We start from the raw sequence: 21,918 nt of genomic DNA, 5'->3' as shown, positions 1-21,918 counted from the left end.
AAAAAAACCGGCACCGCATAACGAAGCCCCTTGCGCTCAACCTTGATCCGTTCTAAACGCCCGTCACCGCTCGCTTTTGACTATCGGAATGGCCTCGTGGCGGAGTGGTGACGCAGAGGACTGCAAATCCTTGCACCCCGGTTCGATTCCGGGCGAGGCCTCCATTCCCTTCCTAAAATCAGGTATATGTATTTGGAATCGCCGGCAGAATTCCGTTGATGTGGTACATAGAATCGCCACCGGTGCTCCGGACAAGTCCAATTCCATAAAAATAACACAGCATGCCTTATACAGTCGGTTCCTGCGCCCTCTACGGACAAGAATTCAAGGGCGCTGCATTCCTTGATGGGAGTTGATGGTTGCCCGTTGCGGGTGCAAGAAGCCCTTCGGAAATTAGGCTTATGAGGACAGCATGGGGCATAGCATTGTCGGACGATGGTCAAAAGGCTGGGACCGAAAACACGATGGGACATCTTTCATCCCGAGCAACGCTGAAGACGCTGTTGTCTGGCTAAACGCGAAACTCAAAGAGGTTCCACCGCAGCATCGAAAGAATGTCCAGATTGAATTCAAAGGTTCTATCGATGCCATCGGAATCGATGACGTGTCGATCACCATGTTTTACGATCCGGATCTTGCCCCCGAAAAACGCCGTTTTTCCCCGCTGGCGTCACTGATCGCACTGTTCCGACGCTGATGTGTTGACGGATAAGGTGGAAACCCTTTCGTTGCTACCATCACCTGTAGTCTGCACGACTCTTGCGCTAGCTGACCGCGCTTCCAGAGCCACACATCAACCAAAGATTGCTAAAACTCACATGATCTTAACTCAAGGAGGAGAATTGGGCGGATCCATGCCTGTTCCTTTTTGATATTGATGGCGGTCGCCCGCTGGTGTTAGATGCCGGCGACAAACTCCAGAGGGCAGTGGATGAACTACGACGCAATCGCCAAAGAAATATCGTCCGACGACACCCTCACGAAGTATGACGACGTTAACAAACTAAAACGAAACGGCATTCGGCTCCGCACAGATTATGAGATCGCGGGAAGCCTGCGCCTTTGCCGGGGTACCAGCGCAAATGGCATGACTCATGTCAGAGGCGTTGCGATGGTTGGACGGTACTGCGCGCTGGGTCGCGGCCTCTCCATGGTTTCCGGCAACCACCGGACGGATATGGCCAACCAGCAGATATGGCTTCAGGATAGATTGAGTTTTGAAAGCAATGTGAGCCGCGGCACGCCAATCGTGGTCGGGCATAACGTTTGGACGGGTCTGAACGTGACGATCCTCTCCGGGGTCCGTGTCGGCCATGGCGCAGTCATCGCGGCTAGCAGCGTGGTGACTAAGGACGTTCCGCCTTTTGCCATTATGGCTGGAGTGCCAGCCAAGCTGGTCCGGTATCGGTTCTCAGAGCATGTTCGGACGCAGATGCTGAAGGCCGCATGGTGGCACTGGGATGAACAGAAGATGCAGCGAAACAAGGCATTTTTTGAAGTTCAGATCGGCCCAGACGATAAGCCTGATCTTTTGGCACTGATCGTGAAATGATGGCACACGAAAAGCCGACGGGATAGACGCTTACCCGTCGTCATTTCACCAAGAGCAGCGTTTCAAAGTGCGTACCGCATAGACTGCGGGGTCACGGAAGACACCCGCAACCTCTAGCTATCCAGTAGTTCTTCTTCGCAAACGATGTCTTGAGCCGCCTTGGCGGCCGCGATATCCGCTGTGTTTTCCTGACCACAATAATGGTTCAGGAACACGCGCATGACGTGGCTAACACCCTCTGTCTTCACAGACCTCAGATCATCATCGAAATAACGCCCGCGGTTAGAGGAGCTAGTGATGATTTCGTAGGACGGGAAATAATCGACGAAGTCAAATTTTCGCTTCATCTCATCTGCCGCAACGCGCAGCACAGCCTTGCTGTAGTTTGTCGCCGTTAGCACATGTTGCTTTTCAAACGTCGCAACAAGCGGAACGGGCGAAACCGTCAGAACCACGCGCACATTGGGATTGACAGATCGCAGCATGACAAGCGCTTCAGTCAGGTCGTCGATCACTTCGGTGACGCTCAGATTCTTAAATCGGAACCCCTGTTCTTCGGTGGGTGCCGCGACGATGCCTGGAGCGATCGGGGTAACGATCCCGTGGGCGTCTTCCCAGCACTCGGTTAAGCCCAGCGTAAACACAAAGACATCGGACTGTTTCATGACCGCGGCGACAGCGGTGAGGTGATCATGACGCGACCGGATCATCGCGTCTTTTGTCTCAAAACCATCTGGTGTGATTTCCGGTCGAAACGGATCCACGATGCGCCCATCGGGCCTTACCCATTCAGCCGTGTCCAAACCCTCGCCGCCACTCGCCCTTTTGAACAGTTGGAGCAATTGGCGTGCCGTATAGACATTGGCGTAGCGAGCGGAGTACACGCCATAATTTTGCCGTGCCGCCTCTTCGGCGGACATCCCCGCAGGCGCTGCCTCTGCGACATAATAGTGGTAACCCGAACTTTGAAGACGGTTTGCGATATGCTGTGCAAAGCAGCTTCCCGCGGTACCGATCCGGTCCGTCATACCGATTTGGAACCGTGGATCGACGACAGGGTCCAGTTCGCTCGGCTGTATCCCTGATACCGACCGGCGCCAGTAGTGATAGTCAGGCAGGCCCTTGTAGGGATTTTTGCCGACAGGAGCGGCAGCAACGTTATCCTTCGGCTTGGGTGTTGTGGGCTTGACCTCTAAGGCTACATCCGCCGCACTGATCGAAGCGTAGCGCGGCGTGTCCGCCGCTGCGCATTCGAGACGACCTTTGGCTTCGGCATAGGCGGCAAAGGACCGGTCGACGAATTCGACGAGATCCAGAACCGAACCTTTCGTGCCGTCGACCGCATTGTCCTTCAGTTTGAAGACTCGACTGCCGCGCAATCCGTATCGGTCTGCCACTTCCGGATAGATCGGCCAACCCGGCCCCACCAAAGCGGGGTCGGGAATAACGTCCTCAGGATATTCGATCTTCGGTTGAACACCGATCATCTTGCAAACCTGTCGCGCCAGGTCAGAGATGGCGAAGAGCTTCACATGGTTGATCGTATGAAGAAAAGAGCCGCGTGACAGCCATTGCCTAACCATCGATGGCAGGTCAAACCCTGTTGCATCGCCTTCCGATTTCGCCGCCTTCATCGAAGCGTCGAAGAGATCAAAATAGCCGAGCTTTTCGAAAACTCCGCGATTGAAAAGGTTCACGGTGTCGGCTTTGGAAATCCCGTTCCGCCATGCGTGAAAAATGAGCGCCGAATGCGGATCACCCAACGGCGACATGACTTTCTTCTCGCCGCTCAGAACATGCGTATAGTCGGGATGAAAAGCCATGAACGTAACGCGAGGGTAAAGCTGCACCTTCGCTTTCGATCCATTTACCCAATCCTGGCGAGCGCCGGCGGCAATGCGATGGGTGACGATCGTTTCGGCATTCTCGATTTCGCGTTGAAGGACTTTGGCATCGGCCCTGTGAATATTAAGATGAGAAATAGAGTCTGAGGGCAACATCACCCGTAGACATGCCGCCATCGAGTTCGCCTGGCAGTTTCCCAAAACCAAAATCTTCACGTGGCACCTCTTTGCTATAGCGCAGGCTCGTCAAAACACGTCTAGAATCGCTGATCAATAGCCCCGAGATCAATCTTTTTGCCGTCCCACCCGTAACCATAGGCATCCAGCACGGGCCGCGTCAGTGAGTATATTCGACTCAGCATCCGGGCATCCAACTCGTTGTATTTGTCCATCGACTTGTTGTGGATGGGTTGCCAGAGCTTGATGTTGCCGTGTCCGAACTCGCCTTCGCTATATTTCTCGTGTGACCGTATCACCATATCATCCCACTCAAGACCGAAATGTCCGACGACCTTACGCAGTTCGGCCTCTGGATTCAGGATGAAGTCCTCATACCGCACGATCGGCAATCCAGAATTAAAATCATGCATCATTTTCGCAGTGTAGAGAGCAAGGAACGTGTCGAGAATCTCGCCAGTCTGAATGTACGGCAACATCGCCTTGTCGATCGTCTTGCACCAACGCACCTGCTGAAGCCTATTGCGCTTCCACTGCTCCTCATCCTGCCGATAGCGGTGCGCACTAAACACGACAGAAAACGGGTTCCGGATCAGGATAAAACCGCGCCGCTCGTGTTTGTCGATGAAAGTGGCGTTTTTCATCAGTACCGCCGTTCCCGGCGCAATATCCCAGTGGCTGATCGCCGCGTGACCTGAGCGCAGCGTTGTGGCCCCACTGGTTCTCAAATGCTCGAACAGCGATAGGTCCCTCTCGGTGTCAACTTTCGCGATCTGATGGACGGCACGGATCTTTGGATGTGCGTCCAGGCAACGCTGCAAAAGCGTTTCGCCGGAACGAGAAAAACTCGTCATCTGATAGACTGGGTGTTCCAATTCAAATCTCCGTTTTGGCCAAACTATTGAACCGAAACAGCCTGTCTGGTCAACCCGTGACGCCCCCTTCTTTGTCCTAGGTTCGATCTGGTCCCCCCTGTGCAATACAAGAATCTTCCCACGTCGCGTAGCATTTGTCAGATCATCACCCGATTAGCCAAGAACCGACAGGTTGATCTCGCTTGCCGGCTGGTGTTAAATACTAGCATTACAATCAAGGGGGGGGCTGGGTGGATTTCGTTAGCAAGTCACAAAGCAGCGGCATCGTTGCCGATTTGTCCAAGCATACTGTTGTTACGGCCGTGGAGGACGCGGCAATGCCATCCGCTGCGGCCTGTGCACCTACTCGGAGCTATCAAAATGGGGCGGCCTATTTCCAAGTGAACCTTCTGACCTGCTTTGTGGATTTCTGCCCCGGCAAACAGGCATACGATACGCTCGTTGTTTCATTTGAGGGTGCAGGGCCTCCCTTCGAGCGCCCAGACGGAACTAGGGACGGATTTGGCACCAAATTCTTGACAGATTCAGGCTATTCAGTGCTGGCTTTTAAGCCGAAGATCGTCAATTGGTACCGCTCACCCGACGTTGTTGAATATTTCAAGTTCCTGGCCGCCTCCCGGTTCTTTCATGGGTTTTCCAATGTCGTCTTCACGGGCGGCAGCATGGGTGGATATGCCTCCCTTGCGTTCTCGGCCGTACATCCCGGCTCCACGATAGTTGCCATACAGCCACAGAGCACCCTTGCGCCGCATATCGTGCCCTGGGAAGACCGCTGGAACTATGGGAGGCAATATGATTGGCACGGCCCCTTTGCCGATGCCATCGACAGTACCCGCCTTGCGAAACGTGTCATCGTCGCCTACGATCCAATGTTGAAGCAAGATGCCATGCACGTGCATCGGCTCGACCAGCACAATATCTTCCATGTGCAGCTACCTTTTGTCGGCCATAAGGTCGGCGGGGCGATGCGTGATGCCGGTGTGCTGAAGGACTTCACGCGCTGGTCTATTAATGGCGAACTCGACCATGAGAAGTGCCGCCATATCAGAAAGTCCTGCCGAGCCTCGACCGCCTACTATGAGGGAGCCATCCCTGCTCTAATGCGACGCCAGCGAAAGAAGGCGGTTGCGGCATTGCTGAAGCATGCACCCCTGAATTACGAAGAGTTTCCCCGTGCATGGATGGCGGCATCGCAGTATTACTCAGCGGTCGGAGAGATTGCCTTTGCCGATCGTCAATGGAAGGCGGTCGCGAAGGGTAACTCGCGCAACGCCCGTCTTGGCATCGGCTGCGTCCGCTATCTCGCAGAGACCGGCCGAACCGAAAGAGCAAGTGCGCGGCTGGCATGGCTCTTGGAACGGGCAGTCGATAAGGCATTCGTCAGGAGTTGGGCCGAGACGAATGCCCCGAAGCTCAACCTTGTCTATTCACCTGTGGATATTGCCGCGACCGACGCAGCGACAAACCCGGGAGAAGCAGCGGTGCAACCTAACGAAATGGTCGAGAGATGAACGACGGATCGCATGCTTGCTGGTTTTTGAGATGCATCGTTGCGCAGTTGCAACGATGATCAGCATCAAGCTTGCAGGCTGACCCGCCTCGGCTTGAAGAACCCGCCTTTCCAGAGCGCACCTGAGCAATGAAACTGCCATCGCGGTCTCGTCGTGACGGCGGCGCTGTAACGACAACATTACGAAAGCAATCGGCCAACGATGCGTCTATCGGATCTCAGACATTCATATGCGCACATGCTGCGCGTGGTTTTCATGACGAGCTTTGCCCGTTCCGGCGAGACGCTCATGCTGCGCTGCCTGGAGGCCCATAGCCGGATCTCGGTGGTCAACCAGATTGTCTCGGGCGATAGGGAGCTGCCGCAGGACAACGCGCTGTTTCATGCCCTGCGGGAATATTCCGATACCGTCATCAGGCGCGGCCACCCGCTTCTCGCGCACCGTAATCCCCATCCATTCGGCATCATCCTGGTGAAATACGGCATATGGGTCCACAAATATCCGCATGTGAATTTTGTCCTTGCCCGCAACCCTTTCGCAATTGTCAAAAGCCTTAAGCAATACGCCCTGAGCAATCAGGAGAATGAAGGCGCCAGGCGCAAGCGGCTGGCGCGATGGGCCCTGCAGATCGACCGGTCCCTGGTCGACCTGTGCCGGACAGGCGATGAGACAGAAGCGACCGCACGGCTCTACCTGGCCAAGATGACGGCACCGGAAAGCCAGCGATTGGGTGTCGTACGCTACGAGGACTTCGTCGCCGATCCGGCCGTTCAACTGAAACGAGTCTTGGAAATGCTGGGTCTCGGTTGGACGCCGGATGTTCTGAATTCCCATGAGGCCTATGCCAAGGGCGCAGTCGGCCATGGCGATATCGACCTGTCGGCGCCGATCCGGCAGACCAAATTCACTCCGAATGTCGATCTGCCGAAGCGAGAGTTTGATGTCATAGCCTCGATCACAAAGCCGGCTCTGGATCTCTACGGTTACAAGGCGTCAAACGGCACAGTGAGCCTTTTGTAGAAGGCGCTGCCGTCGGACAGTGCCCCTCTTACAGCCACTGCGTCGCGTCAGCCGTCGATTGGCAGCCATAGGGCGGCAGCATGGTGCTGAAAGTGGTGTGCAGCTTGTCGCAGCCCCATTTGTTGATCGGCGCGGGCATGCGGCTGTTCAACTCGATGCCCACTTCATTGTAAGGGCTTTCGACATTGGTGACATAGCGATACCAGCGGAAGCCGGCGACCAGAACGACAGCCAGTACCACCGTCAACAGAATGCGAAGAAATTTCATGGTTTTTCCTTTTTGATGCGCGCGTTTTCCAGCGGGCATGGGCAAATCAATGCCGGTGAATCAGCGACCCGGCGCTGCGCGGCACCAGGGCTGAAGGTTTTGCCGAACGATCAGAAGAAAACGACGTAACCGGCAAACAGGCCGTTGGCGACGAGCAGGCAGAACACCGCGAACGAGCCGAGGTCCTTGGCATTGCGGCCGACAGTCGATATTTCCGGCGAGATCCGGTCGACCAGTTCCTCGATCGCCGTATTGAGCGCCTCGACGGCGAACAGAACCAGCATCAGCAAGAGGAAAGCCAGATATTCCCAGAGTGCCGCCCCGGCAATGGCAAACAGCGCGAAGCCGGCGGCAAACGCGATGAGTTCATGGCGAAAGGCCGATTCGCCGATCAGCCGTCGAAATCCCTGCAGCGAATAGCGCGAGGCGGCGAAGACATGGGCAAAGCCGGTGACCTTGCGGATCGGATTGGCACTTGCATGCCTTTGTCCCGCCTCGCGGGTGATACGATCACTCATGGGATTTGTTGGTCACTCCGGCGCTGTCGAATGTCGCCATGCCGGCATGGCAGGCCGCCGCCGCCTTGACGATGCCGGCGGCAAGCGCTGCCCCGGTCCCCTCGCCGAGACGCATGCCGAGCGCCAAAAGCGGCGTCTTACCGAGCTTTTCGATCGCCCGCAGATGTCCGGGCTCGGCCGAGACATGGCCGATCAGGCAATGGTCGAGGGCGGACGGGTTCATGGCCTTCAGAATGGCAGCGGCCGACGTCGCCACGTAGCCATCGATCAGGACCGGGATCTTTTCCATGCGCGCCGCCAGGATCGCGCCGGCCATCGCGGCAATCTCGCGACCGCCGAGCCGCCGCAGCACTTCGAACGGATCGTCCAGGTGATCCCGGTGAAAATTCACGGCCGCCTCGACGGCCTCCGTCTTGCGCTTCAGCACGTCGCCCTGCGATCCGGTTCCAGGCCCGACCCAGTCCTCGGCCGTGCCGCCATAAAGGGCAAGGTTGATGGCCGCAGCAATCGTCGTGTTGCCGATGCCCATTTCGCCGATGCACAGGAGATCCGTTCCCCCGGCAATGGCCTCCATGCCAAACGCCATCGTCGCCGCACAGTCGCGCTCCGACAGGGCAGGCTCACAGGTGATGTCACCGGTCGGGTAGTCGAGCGCCAGATCGAAAATCTTCAGACCGAGATCATAGGTCACGCAGATTTGATTGATGGCAGCACCGCCGGCGGCAAAATTCTCGACCATCTGCTGGGTGACCGACGACGGATAGGGCGTGATGCCATGCTTCGTGACGCCATGATTGCCGGCAAAGATCGCCACCAGCGGCCGGTTGACCGCCGGCGGCCGGCCGGTCCAGGCCGCAAGCCACATGGCGATTTCCTCCAGCCGGCCGAGCGAGCCCGGCGGCTTGGTCAGCTGTCGGTCCCGATCGCGCGCCGCCACCAGCGCCGCCGTATCCGGACCGGGCAGGTCACGCAGAAGCGAACGGAAATCATCGAATGGCAGACCGGTCACGCTCATCAGGCAGGCTTTCTTGTGTTTCTCTTAGAAATCGGGCTTTGTGGGCTCATCTAATACGCAGAGGACCGGACCGCAACAAGCCATAATGCCGCCCTGCCCTGTGCCTATGTCTTTGCCTTCGACAATGGAGTGCCGCGATCCGATGGATTTGCGCGAATTTTATGGCGATACCGTCAGGTCCCTCGCTTTTCTGAGCCGCCTGCCCGTTTCCGGCCATTTTTTCGTCGGCCAAAGCGGCGCCATGTCACGCACGGTCCAGGGCTTTCCGCTGGCCGGAGCGCTGATTCTCGTACCCGCGGCCGTGGTCCTGGCCATCATGCTGACCCTTGGCGCCACGCCACTGATGGCGGCGGTAGCAGCCATTGCGGTGCAGACGCTGCTGACCGGCGCCCTGCACGAGGATGGACTCGGCGACACCGCCGATGGCCTTGGTGGCGGGCGCGACCGGGAGCATGCGCTGACCATCATGAAGGACAGCCGGGTCGGGTCCTATGGGGTCGTCGCGCTGATTCTGGTCTTTGCCATGCGCATTGCGGCGATCGCAGGGCTGGCGCAGCAACTGTCTCCGGTGGCCGCGGCTCTCTGCCTGCCGGCCATTGCAGCGCTCAGCCGGGCGCTGATGGTCTGGCACTGGTCGGCCCTGCCGCCGGCACGCACCGACGGCGTGGCAGCCTCGCTACGATCACCGGAAAAGACAGCCCTTCATGCCGCCCTGATTTCGGCAGCGCTGATTGCCGCCATAACCATCGTGCCGGCAATATCGATCTTTGCCCTCTTTACCACCCTTGCCGCCAGTGCCGGAGCGGCGGTCGTCTTTCTCGGCTTCGTGCGCCGCCGCATCGGCGGTCACACCGGCGACACGATCGGTGCCTGCCAGCAGATTTGCGAAGCGGTCGGGCTGACGGCCCTTGCCATGGCCGCCTGACGGCCCAATATGGTAAGCCTCGACAACAAGGCCCGCACGATGGAATCGCCCTGCATCCTCCTCTGCTCGATCGATAGCAACACCGGCTACTGCTTCGGCTGCGGCCGCACGCGCGACGAGATCGGCGCCTGGACCAGCTATTCCGACAGCGAACGCAGCGCCATCATGGGACTATTGGCCGAACGGCTTGAAGGACTTGAACGCAAGCCGCGCCGCGAAACCCGCCGCAGCCGCATGGCGCGGGAGCGCGAAGCCCTCTGATGCGCCTCATCATCGTTCTGGCCATCCTCGGCTTCGGCCTCGCCGTTCTGCTGCTCAATCACGACAGCGGTCGCAGTTTCGGCATGGACAATGACAGTTTCGGCCAGATGATCACTCTGCTGCCGTTTGCCGCCCTGCTCTCGGTCGGCATCCTGGCAAGCCGCCGCTCCTTGAGCGAGAGCGTTCGCCAGATAGCCTGGTGGCTGCTGATCATCCTGGTGCTGGTCACCGGATATCTCTACCGCGAGGATTTCGCAACCGTCGGCAATCGCCTGCTGGCTGGTCTGGTGCCTGGCCGCGCCGTGGTGGTCACCACCAGCGAAGGCGGCATGGAAGTGATCCTGCACAAGTCGCTCGGCGGGCACTTCGAAACCCGGGTGGAGGTCGATGGCGTATCGGTGCCGATGCTCATCGACACCGGCGCCAGCTCCGTGGCCCTCAGCTTCGAGGATGCGGTGCGGATCGGCATAGACCCTGCCGACCTGACCTATACCCAGACGATCATCACCGCCAACGGCCGCGCCATGGCCGCGCCGATCCGGCTGGCGCAGGTGGCGATCGGCCCGATCCTCCGGCAGAATATTCAGGCCATCGTTGCCGAGGAAGGAAAGCTCGACCAGAGCCTGCTCGGCATGACCTTTCTGTCCACCCTCGGCTCGCTGCAGATGCAGACCGACGAATTGCGCCTGCGCGACTGACCGCTTGGTTTTGGCGGGCTGATCAGTTGCGCAGCTTGTAGCCGGTCCGGAACACCCAGGCCAGGAAGGCGAGGCACAGCGCCAGAAAGGCCCCGACCATCGCCACGCTGATCAGCGGATCGACATCGGCCACTTCAAAGAAGCTCCAGCGGAAGCCGCTCACCAGATAAAGAACCGGATTGAAATGGCTGACCGTCTGCCAGAGCGGCGGCAGCATGCTGACCGAATAGAACGTCCCGCCGAGAAAGGTCAGCGGCGGTACGACCAGCATCGGCACCAGGCTCAGCTGCTCGAAATTCTTGGCCCAGATGCCGATGATGAAACCGGCCATGCTGAAGGTGATCGCCGTCAGCAGCATGAAGACGATCATCAGGACAGGGTGATCGATCCTCAGATCGACGAAGAAAGCGGCGGTGGCCAAGATGATCAGGCCGATCATCATCCCCTTGGTGGTCGCCGCACCGACATAGCCGATCAGGATTTCCGTCATGGCGACCGGTGCCGAGAGGATTTCGTAGATCGTGCCGGTGAATTTCGGGAAATAGATGCCGTTGGCGCCATTCGCGAGGCATTGTGAAATCAGCGTCAGCATGATCAGGCCGGGCGTGATGAAGGCGCCGTAGGAAACACCTTCGATCTCCTGCATGCGCGGCCCGACCGCCGCGCCGAAGACGATGAAATAGAGCGCCGTCGAGACAACCGGAGACACGACGCTCTGCAGCAGCGTACGGCCGGTGCGCGCCATTTCGTAGTAATAGATGGCCTTGATGGCTTCGAAATTCATGATGCGTCTCCGATCAGCGAAACGAAGATGTCCTCAAGCGAGGTCTGGCGGGTGGAAAGGTCGGAAAAATGCAGGCCCGACGCCTCGATGGCCGCCAGCAGGCCCGGAATGCCGCCATGATCCTTCTCGGCATCGTAATCGTAGACCAGCTGCGTCCCGCCCTCCTGAAGCAGCAGGTTGAAAGCCGAGAGCGTCGCCGGGACCTCGGAGATCGGCTTGACCAGTTCGAGAATGAGCTGCTTGCGGCCGAGCTTGCGCATCAGCGCGTTCTTCTCTTCCACGAGCAGCAACTCGCCCTGATTGACGATGCCGATCCGGTCGGCAATTTCCTGCGCCTCCTCGATATAGTGAGTGGTCAAGATGATCGTCACGCCGGTCTCGCGCAACCGGCTCACCAACTGCCACATGTCCTTGCGCAGGCTGACATCGACACCGGCCGTCGGCTCGTCGAGAAACAGGATGCGTGGCTCGTGCGACAGCGCCTTGGCAATCAGCACGCGCCGCTTCATGCCGCCTGAAAGTTCGCGCAACGCGTTGTTGCGCTTGTCCCAGAGGCTGAGCGACTTCAACACCTTTTCGATATGGGCGGGATCGGCCGGCAACCCATTCAGGCCGCGCGAAAAGCTGACGGTGTTGAGCACCGTCTCGAACATGTCGGTGGTCAGTTCCTGCGGCACCAGGCCGATAACGCCGCGGGTCTTGCGAAAGTCCTTGACGACGTCGAAGCCGTCGACGTGTACCGAACCGCCGCTCGGATTGGCAATGCCGCAGACGATGGAAATCAGCGTGGTCTTGCCGGCGCCGTTTGGCCCGAGCAGGGCGAGGATCTCGCCTTCCTCGATATCGAGCGTCACGCCCTTGAGGGCATTGAAGCCGTTGGCATAGGTCTTGGTCAGGTCGCGAATGGAAATGATCGGAGCCATGGGCACCTTCTGGGGTGGGGCAAAAAGGGTAAGAGCGGACCCCTTATATAGGCCGTGGCGCGCCGATCGCCAGTGCAGCCCGAAAAATGCCCGACAGAGGCCAGCGTCCTTTACCAAATCTCGGTGACGGAAGCCTATGGGTTCCTATCATCGAGACGTGGTATTATGAGCCGCTCGCCCTCGAAACCGGCTCCGCCACAATTGAGCGGTCGGAATAGACCTGGTTGCGACCATAGCGCTTGGCGAGATAGAGAAACTGGTCGGCGGCATTCAGGTAGTTGTCGAAGCTCTCGCGCCCGCCAACCTCGGCAATGCCGATGGAGACGGTGATCGCCACGTCCTTGTCGTCGACCGCCACCTTGATCTCCGACAGGGCGTGACGGATCTTTTCGCAAATCACCGTGGCTTCTGCCGAATCGACACCCGGCAGCAACAGGCCGAACTCCTCGCCACCGAGCCGCCCCAGCAGGCAGGCCGGTTCGCTCAGCAACGACTTGAGCTTGAGTGCCACGGCCTTCAACACCCTGTCGCCGCCCTCGTGCCCATAGGTATCATTGAGCTTCTTGAAATGATCGATGTCGAGCATCGCCACGCTACAGGGCGTGTGCCGACCCAGACAATTGTCGATCAGCACCGGCCCCTGCTCGAAGAAATACCGCCTGTTGTAGAGGCCGGTGAGATAGTCGTTGAAGGCCGCTTCCCGCAATTGCCGGATCTGCGACAGCGTTTCGATATTCTGGTTGATCCGGCACTGCAGCTCCTCGGCCACATAGGGCCGATAGACGAAGTCGCAGGCACCGGCTTTCAGGAAACTTGCCGACAGCAGGCGGTCAGACGATGAGGAAATTCCGATGACGCGCAACTGGCTGCTGTCATAGCTGCGTCTGATGCGGCGCGTCAGCTCGTAACCGTCCATGTCGGGCATGTTGTAATCGGTCAGCACGAGCGAAATGTCCGAATGCTGCCGGAGCATGTCGAGCGCCTGCGTGCCGGTACTCGCCTCCAGCACACTGAATTGCTGCAGGGTTAACAGTTCCACCAGATGACGACGGGCCGAGGCGACATCATCGACGACCAGAATCCGGACGGCGCGATTGGACAGCACACGCTCCACGGAAGCGACCACCATGTCGAGGGCCCGGTCGTTGTCCTTGATGATATAGTCCGAAACGCCCCTCTCGACGATGCGCTCGCGCATGTCGAGATTGAAGGTTGCGGTGAAGACGATAACCGGTATGCCCTGCTCCACCGCCATGTCGAGGACTTCGCCATTCGGCGAATCCGGCAGGTTGAGATCGACGACGGCGATATCGTACTTGCGGCCCCGCCCGACGATCGCCTCGCGAAGCGCCTTGGTGGACGCGCAATGCGTCACGGTCGTGCCGAGTTCTACCGCCAGTCGGTGCGACAGAACCGAGGCTATCGACCGGGAATCTTCGATCAATAGGACATTGCAACTCTCGAACATGGTCTTGCGAGCGTGGTATGAGACGTCGAATGAAAAGGACATGGACATAAACCCCACCCTTGGCGATGCGCCAGCCGGGCGTTCCCGAAAAAGGTGCCGCTCAACTGCGGCGCACGAACACATCGTCGAATACAAAAACACTATACGAGCAGGATCGTCTCCCCCCTAACCAGGAAGGAGAAGCAGAAGATGTGAGCCCTGTGGCCTCAGGCCCGCCTTTGCTGGCCCGCCTTGATCTGAACCAGTGTGTCCAGGTTCTGGTTGACGCGGCAATAGAACTCCTCGTCGATAAACGGACGCAGCATGAAATCGTTCCCGCCCACCTTCAGGAACCGGGCCGACAGAAGCCGGTCGGTCGATGACGAAACGCCGATGATCCTCAGTTCATGAGACCCACGCACGGAACGGATGCGGCGGGTCAGTTCGAAACCGTCGATGTCGGGCATGTTGTAGTCGGTGACGACAAGGCCGATATCCGCGTTGGCTTTCAGAATCTCCAGAGCCTTCATGCCGTTCTCGGCGGTGCTGACCCGGAAATTGTAGCGCTTCAGGCGGCTGGATAGCAAGGCGCGCGCCGTCGGGCTGTCGTCGACGATCAGCACATGGTGGCGATGGTTGGTCAGAAAGCGGCAGATCGATTCCGCCAACATCTCGACCGCGAAAATGTTGTCCTTGAGAATATAGTCAACGATGTCCTTGGCCAGCAGTTTCTCACGTGTCTTTTCCTGAAAAGTGCCGGTAAAAACGATGGTCGGAATATTCAGGTCGACAAGATATTCAAGCGCCTCGCCGTTTTCGGCGCCCGGCAGGTTGATGTTCGAAATGGCCAAAGTAACCGGCTCGTCCGAGAGCTCGTTCGCCGCCTGCAGATCCTCGAAGGTTCTGCAAATCTCCGCATTGATGTTGAAAAGCTCCTTCAGTCGGGTCCCAATCATCGATGTAAAAACATTGGAATCCTCCGCGACAATTATTCGTACGTCGGGAAATGACTCTCCGGAATACTGCATTCCGGAAACACCTAAGAAAGTCATGGCGTGCCTTTGTCGTGAGAGAACTGATCAAGACAATACTCCCAACGGCTTGCAGAACCGTTAATCCGCCGGAAATGAGGCATAAGGCGACAATTTGTCCCTATAATTGAAGAGAAGAGCATGTTTTTCTGCAGTAGTCTTGATCATCGGCAAATACAAAGCGCCGGGGTGCCAATGGGTAAGAGGATCAGTGACCCACCCAGCCAGAAGAGATCATTGATTTCGGGATGCCGGATCGGCCCGCACTTTGCCCCGACAGTTGCACCGCGACGATGTAGCGCCAAGGCGACGCGCCGTCCGGCACTGCAGGTCCGGAGACCGGGCAAATTGGTGCCGGTCGCAACGCGTTGCATGTCGTCGGCCCGGCTCTACTTGATCAAAGCGGCCCCATTCTTGATTTCCACGGTTTCGTTGCCGACCAGGCCGATACGGTCGCCATTCGGCAGGGTAACGAAACAACCGGCGGGGCACATGGTTTCAGTGGCGCCGGCGTCGATGGCAACGTTCACCTTCGTGCCTTTTTCCACGACGGTCAGCGTGACTGTCCCCTCGCCGGCATTCGTGATTGACGCCGCCAGGGCGCCGGATGCCGCTGCCGCCGAAACAAGCAGTGCCAAAACAAGTCTTGCCATGTCGATCACAGCGCCGCTGCGCCGTCCTCTGATTGCCGCCCCCGAGCCATGGCGACAGACGGCACCACGGAGAAGAGCATGGCTTTGGTCTACCGCCTTGGAACTGAACCCAGGCTGAATGTCCGGTTCATCTTTCGAGTGTGTCATCAGAGGGCTCGTCTTGCAAATCCCCTTGCTCCACCGGCGGCTGTGGCTTCGACGCAGACCCGGCTTCGGGCCGCTTGGAAAGTGTGGATGCATCATCCTCGTCGCCGCGACCCTTGCGCTTGGTGTCGAGATCACCCGATCGCATCAGGATACGCAAATCTTGATGCGGGAACGGAATTTCGATTCCTTCTTCGCGGAAGCGCTCGACAATCCGGATCCGCGTCTCGTTCTTGACCGCCAGACTGTTGAGCACGTCGGCGACGAAGAAACTCAGCTGGAAATCGAGCGAGGACTGGCCAAAGGCCAGGAAGACCACGAACGGTTCGGGATTGCGCATGGCGCCGGGCTGCTCGCCGGCAATCTCGGTGAGGATCTGGATGACCCGACGTGGATCGCTGTCGTAGCTGACACCCACCAGGATATCGACGCGCGCCAACGTGTTGCGATGGGTCCAGTTGCCGACCGAGGCATTGATCAGCTCCGAATTCGGCACGATGATCGTCTGCCGCTGGAATGTCTCGATCTCGGTGGCGCGCACCGAGATTTTCCGGACAAAGCCCTCCGTCGTGCCGGTGGCCACCCAGTCGCCGACCTTGAAAGGGCGTTCGGCCAGCAGGATCAGCCCCGACACGAAATTCGACACGATATTCTGCAGGCCGAAACCGATGCCGAGAGACAGGGCGCCGGCCACCAGCGCCAGGCTGGAAAGATCGATGCCGGCAGCCGAAATGCCGATCAGGCCGGCCAGCCCCGTGCCGAGATAGCCGATACCGGTGCGCACGGAATTGCGCACGCCGGTATCGACATGGGAGCGGGCCATGACATTGCCATCGAGCCATTTCTGGAACCAGCGGGTGGCGACCAGGCCGAGCGCGAACAGCAGGACACCGCCCAGAATGCCGACGATCGAGATGCGGATATTGCCCAGGTTGATCTCTGTGAAGAGATTGAAGAACCACAGCTGCAGATCGCGCGGCTGGAATCCCCAGGACATCAGGATCAGCGGAATGCCGATCACCAGCACAAAAACATAGATCAGCAGGCCTGCCGCAATGCCGGATTGATCGAGCGCCACGGGCGACAGAGCAAAGCGCTTCTGCAGATAGCGGCCGACCAGGGTCTCGCCGAACTGGTTTGGCGCCGACACGGCCCGGCCCGAGCGAATGCCGATATACATGGTGGCAATCACCGCGCCGGTCAGGATCAACTGGGTGGCCAGGAAGCGGGAAAGGCCGACATAGCCGGTGAGACTAGCCAGGATGAGGCAGGCCCCGGTCAGGCGCATGGTCACGGCCACCCAGCGCGGCCATGGTCTTCCGTCAACGGAAGGCTCGTCATGCTTGGAGATCACCGGCTTCATAAAGGACATGATGAAGATGATCAGCCCCACCACCACGGAGGACACCAGGCTCTTGATAACGGTCAGCACCACCGGCGAGCCCAAAGTCTCGCTGATCGAACCGAGCACGTAATCGGCACCGTTGATCAGCGCCATGGCCAAGATCGCATATTCCAGGTCGCGGGCGCCGCGGTCGGACACCCGCACCAACCGCCAGCTCGATTCACTCGGCGCCAGCACCGCGCGGGTCAGCTTCGACACGAAAAACATCAGGCCGATCAACGCGAATGCTCCGGAGATGATCGACGCAATGTCCGGACGGAGCACATTGAAGGTTTCGAGGAAGAAATACGATCCGACCAGGAAGGCAGTGATCGCCAGGGTCGGAATGATCGTCGACCAGAAGGCCACCGAGAACCGGCTCATATAGGCCGGGTTCTGGGCAGCCGGATCGCGCTTGATCAGCGATCCGAACAGACGGTATTCGGCCATCAGCAGGATCAGCGCCATGGCCAGCGACAACATGATGGCGGTGCCCAACTGTAGGCGCTTGAACTTCCAGACAAAACTCAGCCAACTGCCGACCGTGCGGTTGAAAGTCTGGATCTCGACCCCAAACGAGGTCCAGGCCTCGGAAAACACCTCCCCGGACAGATCGGTATGGGCAAGGATCTGGTCTGCGAACAGGTCGCGGCGGATCTTGGTGATGGCATTGGAGAGCTGCGTCGCGCCGATCGACACATCTTCCGCCTTGCCGGTCAGCGTATTGATCTCCAGGCGGTCGGCCACCAGCTTGCTGCGCTCGTCGGACACTTCAGGCGCTTCGGCGGGCTGCCCGTCCTTCGGCGCTTCGCCAAGCTGCTCCAGCCGCGTCTTGATTTCCTCGAAGCGTGGCCGGAGGTCGACCGTGACCTGCAGCATCTCGCGGGCTAGCGTATCGGACTTCGCCTTGGTATCGACCAGCCTCGCGTCGTCTGTAGGATCGGCCTCGACGGCAGCGCGCAGCGAATCGAGCTGCTTCTGGGCGGCCTCGACGCGGGTCTGCGCGTCGCCAACCGGATCGCTTGGCGTGGTCAGAACCGGATCCTGCGCCACAGCCGCGCGCGGTAACCCCAGCGGCATTGCCGAAATCGCAAGCAAGACCAGCAGTGCCGTCAACCGGCAAATCGAGAGAATATGCTTTAACCGTTGCAAAATCTGTTCCTTAGCTCAGCCATGATCGAAGCGGCCGCCGACATTTGGCCGAACCATAGGGCGATTGCATGGCGAAGAAAAGAATGGGAGCAACATCCGACAGCCTCGTCGCCCTGCACGCCGACACGATCGGCGGTCGCACCAAAGGGATCGGCAAACTCCATTTACCGTCTTTTCTTACCGAATCTTTCGGATCAGCCCTTAGGATAGGCGGACAGGCATTCTTGGGAGATCCTCCGTGCTGAACTGGAACACGATTGGCAGCGCCGCCGCCTACCGCGCCACCCGTTCCGACCTCCTGGTTCTGCTCGAAGGCGCCACCTACAAGCCGTATCTCGACGTCGTTGGCGACGCGACCATCGGCATCGGCTTCAATCTCAAATACAATCTCTCTTCCGTGCTGACTGCGATGGTCGGAAAAAGCCACGCCAGTGCCACGCTGCTGGATCGCCTGCAGGCCGTGGTCGATGCCGACTATGCAAGCGGCCAGACCGCATTGCTGCAAAAGCGGCTGGATGCCGTGATGAAGACCTGGCACGACAGCCGCGACAGCGCGGTTCCGGTCTCCTTCGTCTTTGCCAATTCCGGCCAGATCAGCGCGGCGCTCACCGCCATCGCCCCGACCTATGACAGCTATGTGGACCGCTGGCTTTCCGGCATTCCGAACTCGACCGAACGGGCCGTGCTGTTTTCGCTGGCTTACAACAGCCCTTCCCTGCTTGGACCCAACCTGAAGGCGGCAATCCTTGAAGGCGACCGGGCCGAAGCCTGGTACGAGATCCGCTACAATTCCAATGGCAGCAAGATCGCCGGCATCGCCAATCGCCGCTATGTCGAGGCTGAGCGCTTCCAACTGTTCGACACCGACGGCAATTCCAACACCAAGCAGGCCCTTGAGGCCGGCGCGATGTATGCCGTCCATCGCGACAAGATCCTGTCCTATGAAACGCTCTGGTCGCCGACCGACGCCGCAAGGATCAAGGGAGAAACCGGCATCGAAGCGATCCTCGATGAACTATCGCCGGCCATCGCTCGGCTGAAACTCGCCTACAAGATCGGCTCCGGCCTCGCTTTGGAGGAACTACAGGTCGCCGGCGGTTCGCTCACCACCCTGAAGGGCGATGGCACAAGCCACGACAGTGCGGCCAATGATTCCGATCTTTTGGTGGGCAGCGCCGCCGCCAACCGGTTGGAGGGCGGAAACGGAAACGATGCGCTGATCGGCAATGCCGGCAATGACAGGCTCTATGGCGGAAACGGCAATGACTGGCTGCAGGGTGGCGCAGGGGCCGACCAGCTTTTCGGCGGCGCCGGCCGCGATACCTTCGATTTCAACGCCCTGTCCGACAGCCGGCCGAGCCAGGCTGACGTAATCTCCGGCTTCGTGAGCGGCCAGGACCGCATCGACCTGTCGCATATCGACGGTAACGGCGTGGCTGCGGGCCATGCCTTCACCTTTCTGGCGAGCGAAGGGTCTGCCTTTGCCCACCATGCCGGCGAGCTCAAATGGTCGCAGACCGGAACCGGCAGCAGCGCCCGCACGATCATCGAAGGCGACGTCAATGGCGACGCCTCCGCCGATCTGAAAATCGTCCTGATCGGCCATCACGACCTGACGGCGTCGGATTTTCTGCTGTGAAGCCCGGCAAGCCGGACCTCACCGTCGCTTGACTACGCTGCCAGGCGGGCGCTGAGCGCCTCGAACTTTGTCAGCTGGTCGGCGAGCAGTTCCTTCTGCTCGTCACGGCGCACGAACAGCTTGAACATCGCATGCCCGTCTGCATTCATGAACCAGATCGAGCACGACCGCCGACCGTGGAAGGCGCGATCGATGAAGGCGATCGAGGCACAGCGATCCTTGCGGATATGGCCGCCGATCGGGCTATCGCCATGGATGTTGAACCAGCCATGGCCTTCACTGCCGGCCGGCAGCGCGCCGACCACTTCCAGCACGATGTCCTGCGTGTGGACGATCATCAGCACCTCGCCCCAGCTGCCGAACTCCTGCCAGATCTCGGCAAACAGATCGGCCGGCACGATCTTCGCCGCCCCATCGGGAAGCAGCGCCAGAACTTCGGCCGGCGTCACATCGGCCGCGGTGGCAATGGCCTCGACCACGCCATCAGGCTTCTCGGCCAGGGCCGCCCTCGCCCGCTCGATCCGGCTATTCATGTCAGTCACATCAGTGTCCATGGCGCCGATCAAGCCGCCTGCGAACGGCGATTGCCGGCGCTGTCTTCGCTGATGATCACCTCAAAGCCTTCGAAATGCGGGCCGGACAGATACTGCACCTTGCTCTCGCCGGTGCGCGCATGGGCAGCACGGAATTGCTCGGATTTCGTCCAGGCAACGAAGGAGTCATAGCTGTCCCAGACCGTGTGCGATGCATAGAGGGTATGATCCTCGGCCTTCGGTCCCTTGAGCATCTGGAATTCGATATAGCCCGGCACTTCCGACAGACGCCCCTGCCGACCCAGCCACTGGGCCTCGAACGCGTCTTCGAAACCCGGGACGACGCGAAAACGGTTCATAGCGATATACATGGATCGAAATTCCTTTCGGTTCTGGTGCAAGGCGGACCATCGCAGCCGTAGCGGTCACCGATGGTAGTCCTGAAACGGGCAACGGACAAAGCCCATGAGCCGAAAATCCCTCATTCGGGGTTGCCGGCAGCACTGTTCCGCATCCGTTGCGGTGTTGCCTTCTTATTTAAACTTGTGCATTATAGTCAAGTTAAATGTCGCTGAAATACAGCGCCATTCCCTTCGCATTTTCGGCTCCGGATGCCCTCACCCTTTAGAGACCGTGATGGCATGATCGGCAGATAGGACAATGATCATATGCACTTGAGAAGATTGTTCGGCGCATTGTCGCTTGGCATCGCAACCCTTGCCGGCGCCTCCATGTTGGCAGCCGGTCCCACTTTGGCGGAGACCGCCTATCCCGATGCACGGCGCATCGTGTCGATCGGTGGGACGGTCACGGAAATCCTCTATGCCCTGGGCGCCGGCGACCGGATCGTCGCCATCGACACAACCAGCACCTATCCTGAAGCTGTCACGGCGAAGCCGAATGTCGGCTATATGCGGCAACTGTCCGCCGAAGGCATCCTTGCCCAGAAGCCCGACCTGATCCTGGCGGAATCCGGCGCCGGCCCGGTGGAAGCCATGGCGATCCTTGAAGCGAGCGGCACGCCTGTTGTCAGCATTCCTGCGCCGCCGAACGCCGAAGGCATCGCCCCGAAGATCGAAGCCGTTGGCGCAGCCGTCGGCAAGTCGCAAGAGGCCGCGACGCTGGCGCGCTCCGTGGAGACACGGCTTGCGGCCCTGAAAAGCGATATCGATGCACTCGCAGTACCGAAGAAGCGTGTCCTGTTCGTCCTGTCCTTTGCCAATGGCCGCGTCATGGCCGCCGGTTCGGCAACCGCCGCCGATGCGATGATCGCCCTAGCCGGCGGCGTCAATGCGGCAGGCGATGCCCATGGCTACAAGCCGATGAGCGACGAGGCGCTGATTGCCGCGGCCCCCGATGTCGTGCTGGTCATGGATCACCCCGCCAGACATATCACCGCAGAAGAAGCCTTTGCCGTTCCGGCATTGAAATCGAGCCCCGCCGGACAGAGTGGCGCCTTCATCGCCATGGAGGGCCTTTACCTGCTCGGGCTCGGCCCCCGGACGGCAGAAGCCGCGCGAGACTTGGCTGCCAAACTCTATCCCGAGACCATCAAGCCGTGACC

Annotated in this window: 22 protein-coding genes and 1 tRNA gene; 10 read left to right on the top strand and 13 right to left on the bottom strand. The window is 59.2% G+C overall.

The window, feature by feature from the left end:
• Positions 1-90: 90 nt before the first annotated feature.
• The 3 genes from HFC70_RS08170 (at position 91) to HFC70_RS08160 (ending at position 1,552) form a co-directional block, all read left to right on the top strand.
• A tRNA-Cys gene (locus tag HFC70_RS08170) sits at positions 91-164 on the top strand.
• 248 nt (positions 165-412) lie between these two features.
• Positions 413-697: a hypothetical protein gene (locus tag HFC70_RS08165; RefSeq protein ID WP_168472733.1), complete on the top strand. Its 285-nt coding sequence runs from the start codon at positions 413-415 to the stop codon at positions 695-697.
• 234 nt (positions 698-931) lie between these two features.
• Positions 932-1,552 carry a CatB-related O-acetyltransferase gene (locus HFC70_RS08160; RefSeq protein ID WP_210259185.1) on the top strand — a complete coding sequence of 207 codons (621 nt, stop codon included), beginning with the start codon at positions 932-934 and terminating at the stop codon, positions 1,550-1,552.
• A gap of 113 nt (positions 1,553-1,665) precedes the next feature.
• Here HFC70_RS08160 and HFC70_RS08155 read toward each other — a convergent pair whose 3' ends face one another.
• Both HFC70_RS08155 and HFC70_RS08150 read right to left on the bottom strand, forming a co-directional pair.
• Positions 1,666-3,612 (bottom strand): GSCFA domain-containing protein, encoded by a 1,947-nt coding sequence (locus HFC70_RS08155; RefSeq protein WP_168472731.1) that lies wholly within the window; start codon positions 3,610-3,612, stop codon positions 1,666-1,668.
• Positions 3,613-3,653: 41 nt separating this feature from the next.
• Positions 3,654-4,448, bottom strand: coding sequence for a sulfotransferase (locus tag HFC70_RS08150; protein WP_168472730.1), 795 nt, complete (start codon positions 4,446-4,448; stop codon positions 3,654-3,656).
• 230 nt (positions 4,449-4,678) lie between these two features.
• On the opposite strand from HFC70_RS08150, the gene HFC70_RS08145 reads away from it, so the two are divergent.
• Entirely contained in the window at positions 4,679-5,959 is a 1,281-nt protein-coding gene (locus HFC70_RS08145; RefSeq protein WP_168472729.1) for a hypothetical protein, read from the top strand.
• A gap of 255 nt (positions 5,960-6,214) precedes the next feature.
• Positions 6,215-6,979: a sulfotransferase gene (locus HFC70_RS08140; RefSeq protein WP_168472728.1), complete on the top strand. Its 765-nt coding sequence runs from the start codon at positions 6,215-6,217 to the stop codon at positions 6,977-6,979.
• Positions 6,980-7,007: 28 nt separating this feature from the next.
• On the opposite strand, the gene HFC70_RS08135 is transcribed toward HFC70_RS08140, so the two are convergent.
• The 3 genes from HFC70_RS08135 to cobT all read right to left on the bottom strand — a co-directional run bounded on the left by HFC70_RS08135 (position 7,008) and on the right by cobT (position 8,780).
• A complete protein-coding gene (locus HFC70_RS08135) occupies positions 7,008-7,247 on the bottom strand; it encodes a hypothetical protein (protein ID WP_168472727.1) in 240 nt (79 codons plus the stop codon).
• Between the two features lie 110 nt (positions 7,248-7,357).
• On the bottom strand, positions 7,358-7,765 hold the full coding sequence (locus HFC70_RS08130; protein ID WP_168472726.1) for a diacylglycerol kinase: 408 nt from the start codon (positions 7,763-7,765) through the stop codon (positions 7,358-7,360).
• Positions 7,758-8,780 carry a nicotinate-nucleotide--dimethylbenzimidazole phosphoribosyltransferase gene (cobT, locus tag HFC70_RS08125; protein ID WP_168472725.1) on the bottom strand — a complete coding sequence of 341 codons (1,023 nt, stop codon included), beginning with the start codon at positions 8,778-8,780 and terminating at the stop codon, positions 7,758-7,760. The genes HFC70_RS08130 and cobT overlap by 8 nt, the downstream gene beginning before the upstream one ends.
• Positions 8,781-8,922: 142 nt before the next feature.
• Here cobT and HFC70_RS08120 point away from each other — a divergent pair, with 142 nt between their 5' ends.
• From HFC70_RS08120 to HFC70_RS08110, 3 genes are read left to right on the top strand one after another with little or no spacing between them, the layout of a single operon-like run.
• Positions 8,923-9,705: an adenosylcobinamide-GDP ribazoletransferase gene (locus HFC70_RS08120; RefSeq protein WP_168472724.1), complete on the top strand. Its 783-nt coding sequence runs from the start codon at positions 8,923-8,925 to the stop codon at positions 9,703-9,705.
• Positions 9,706-9,744: 39 nt separating this feature from the next.
• Positions 9,745-9,966 carry a DUF1289 domain-containing protein gene (locus HFC70_RS08115; protein ID WP_168472891.1) on the top strand — a complete coding sequence of 74 codons (222 nt, stop codon included), beginning with the start codon at positions 9,745-9,747 and terminating at the stop codon, positions 9,964-9,966.
• Positions 9,963-10,664 carry a TIGR02281 family clan AA aspartic protease gene (locus tag HFC70_RS08110; protein ID WP_168472890.1) on the top strand — a complete coding sequence of 234 codons (702 nt, stop codon included), beginning with the start codon at positions 9,963-9,965 and terminating at the stop codon, positions 10,662-10,664. The genes HFC70_RS08115 and HFC70_RS08110 overlap by 4 nt, the downstream gene beginning before the upstream one ends.
• Before the next feature lie 22 nt (positions 10,665-10,686).
• Here HFC70_RS08110 and HFC70_RS08105 read toward each other — a convergent pair whose 3' ends face one another.
• From HFC70_RS08105 to HFC70_RS08080, 6 genes are all read right to left on the bottom strand, one after another.
• A complete protein-coding gene (locus tag HFC70_RS08105) occupies positions 10,687-11,448 on the bottom strand; it encodes an ABC transporter permease (protein ID WP_168472723.1) in 762 nt (253 codons plus the stop codon).
• Entirely contained in the window at positions 11,445-12,371 is a 927-nt protein-coding gene (locus HFC70_RS08100) for an ABC transporter ATP-binding protein (RefSeq protein ID WP_168472722.1), read from the bottom strand. The genes HFC70_RS08105 and HFC70_RS08100 overlap by 4 nt, the downstream gene beginning before the upstream one ends.
• A gap of 163 nt (positions 12,372-12,534) precedes the next feature.
• Complete coding sequence (locus HFC70_RS08095) at positions 12,535-13,881, bottom strand: diguanylate cyclase (RefSeq protein ID WP_168472721.1); 1,347 nt, start codon at positions 13,879-13,881, stop codon at positions 12,535-12,537.
• Between the two features lie 164 nt (positions 13,882-14,045).
• A complete protein-coding gene (locus HFC70_RS08090) occupies positions 14,046-14,870 on the bottom strand; it encodes a response regulator (RefSeq protein ID WP_168472720.1) in 825 nt (274 codons plus the stop codon).
• 368 nt (positions 14,871-15,238) lie between these two features.
• The gene (locus tag HFC70_RS08085) at positions 15,239-15,502 is read right to left on the bottom strand and encodes a hypothetical protein (protein ID WP_168472889.1); all 264 of its coding nucleotides are present in this window, start codon (positions 15,500-15,502) and stop codon (positions 15,239-15,241) included.
• A 127-nt stretch (positions 15,503-15,629) separates the two neighbouring features.
• Positions 15,630-18,182 (bottom strand): mechanosensitive ion channel family protein, encoded by a 2,553-nt coding sequence (locus HFC70_RS08080; RefSeq protein WP_246735685.1) that lies wholly within the window; start codon positions 18,180-18,182, stop codon positions 15,630-15,632.
• Positions 18,183-18,420: 238 nt separating this feature from the next.
• On the opposite strand from HFC70_RS08080, the gene HFC70_RS08075 reads away from it, so the two are divergent.
• The gene (locus tag HFC70_RS08075; protein ID WP_168472719.1) at positions 18,421-19,821 is read left to right on the top strand and encodes a M10 family metallopeptidase C-terminal domain-containing protein; all 1,401 of its coding nucleotides are present in this window, start codon (positions 18,421-18,423) and stop codon (positions 19,819-19,821) included.
• Positions 19,822-19,853: 32 nt separating this feature from the next.
• Here the strand turns inward: HFC70_RS08075 and hutX are convergent, their stop codons facing one another.
• Positions 19,854-20,354 (bottom strand): heme utilization cystosolic carrier protein HutX, encoded by a 501-nt coding sequence (gene hutX, locus HFC70_RS08070; protein ID WP_246735696.1) that lies wholly within the window; start codon positions 20,352-20,354, stop codon positions 19,854-19,856.
• Between the two features lie 29 nt (positions 20,355-20,383).
• Positions 20,384-20,725: an antibiotic biosynthesis monooxygenase gene (locus HFC70_RS08065; protein WP_168472717.1), complete on the bottom strand. Its 342-nt coding sequence runs from the start codon at positions 20,723-20,725 to the stop codon at positions 20,384-20,386.
• Positions 20,726-21,085: 360 nt separating this feature from the next.
• On the opposite strand from HFC70_RS08065, the gene HFC70_RS08060 reads away from it, so the two are divergent.
• On the top strand, positions 21,086-21,916 hold the full coding sequence (locus HFC70_RS08060) for a hemin ABC transporter substrate-binding protein (protein WP_168472887.1): 831 nt from the start codon (positions 21,086-21,088) through the stop codon (positions 21,914-21,916).
• Positions 21,917-21,918: the final 2 nt, after the last annotated feature.

Source organism: Agrobacterium sp. a22-2 (assembly GCF_012276985.1).
Taxonomy (GTDB): Bacteria; Pseudomonadota; Alphaproteobacteria; order Rhizobiales; family Rhizobiaceae; genus Allorhizobium.
Note: the sequence above shows the minus strand (reverse complement) of the source record. Positions and strands in the feature narration are given on the sequence as shown.

What these genes read in the sequence shown, in the direction of transcription:
- HFC70_RS08165 (WP_168472733.1), top strand. Translation starts at nt 413, where the DNA reads ATGGGGCATAGCATTGTCGGACGATGGTCAAAAGGCTGGGACCGAAAA.
- HFC70_RS08160 (WP_210259185.1), top strand. Translation starts at nt 932, where the DNA reads ATGAACTACGACGCAATCGCCAAAGAAATATCGTCCGACGACACCCTC.
- HFC70_RS08140 (WP_168472728.1), top strand. Translation starts at nt 6,215, where the DNA reads ATGACGAGCTTTGCCCGTTCCGGCGAGACGCTCATGCTGCGCTGCCTG.
- HFC70_RS08135 (WP_168472727.1), bottom strand. Translation starts at nt 7,247, where the DNA reads ATGAAATTTCTTCGCATTCTGTTGACGGTGGTACTGGCTGTCGTTCTG.
- HFC70_RS08130 (WP_168472726.1), bottom strand. Translation starts at nt 7,765, where the DNA reads ATGAGTGATCGTATCACCCGCGAGGCGGGACAAAGGCATGCAAGTGCC.
- cobT (WP_168472725.1), bottom strand. Translation starts at nt 8,780, where the DNA reads ATGAGCGTGACCGGTCTGCCATTCGATGATTTCCGTTCGCTTCTGCGT.
- HFC70_RS08120 (WP_168472724.1), top strand. Translation starts at nt 8,923, where the DNA reads ATGGATTTGCGCGAATTTTATGGCGATACCGTCAGGTCCCTCGCTTTT.
- HFC70_RS08115 (WP_168472891.1), top strand. Translation starts at nt 9,745, where the DNA reads ATGGAATCGCCCTGCATCCTCCTCTGCTCGATCGATAGCAACACCGGC.
- HFC70_RS08105 (WP_168472723.1), bottom strand. Translation starts at nt 11,448, where the DNA reads ATGAATTTCGAAGCCATCAAGGCCATCTATTACTACGAAATGGCGCGC.
- HFC70_RS08100 (WP_168472722.1), bottom strand. Translation starts at nt 12,371, where the DNA reads ATGGCTCCGATCATTTCCATTCGCGACCTGACCAAGACCTATGCCAAC.
- HFC70_RS08095 (WP_168472721.1), bottom strand. Translation starts at nt 13,881, where the DNA reads ATGTCCTTTTCATTCGACGTCTCATACCACGCTCGCAAGACCATGTTC.
- HFC70_RS08090 (WP_168472720.1), bottom strand. Translation starts at nt 14,870, where the DNA reads ATGACTTTCTTAGGTGTTTCCGGAATGCAGTATTCCGGAGAGTCATTT.
- HFC70_RS08085 (WP_168472889.1), bottom strand. Translation starts at nt 15,502, where the DNA reads ATGGCAAGACTTGTTTTGGCACTGCTTGTTTCGGCGGCAGCGGCATCC.
- hutX (WP_246735696.1), bottom strand. Translation starts at nt 20,354, where the DNA reads ATGAATAGCCGGATCGAGCGGGCGAGGGCGGCCCTGGCCGAGAAGCCT.
- HFC70_RS08065 (WP_168472717.1), bottom strand. Translation starts at nt 20,725, where the DNA reads ATGTATATCGCTATGAACCGTTTTCGCGTCGTCCCGGGTTTCGAAGAC.
- HFC70_RS08060 (WP_168472887.1), top strand. Translation starts at nt 21,086, where the DNA reads ATGTTGGCAGCCGGTCCCACTTTGGCGGAGACCGCCTATCCCGATGCA.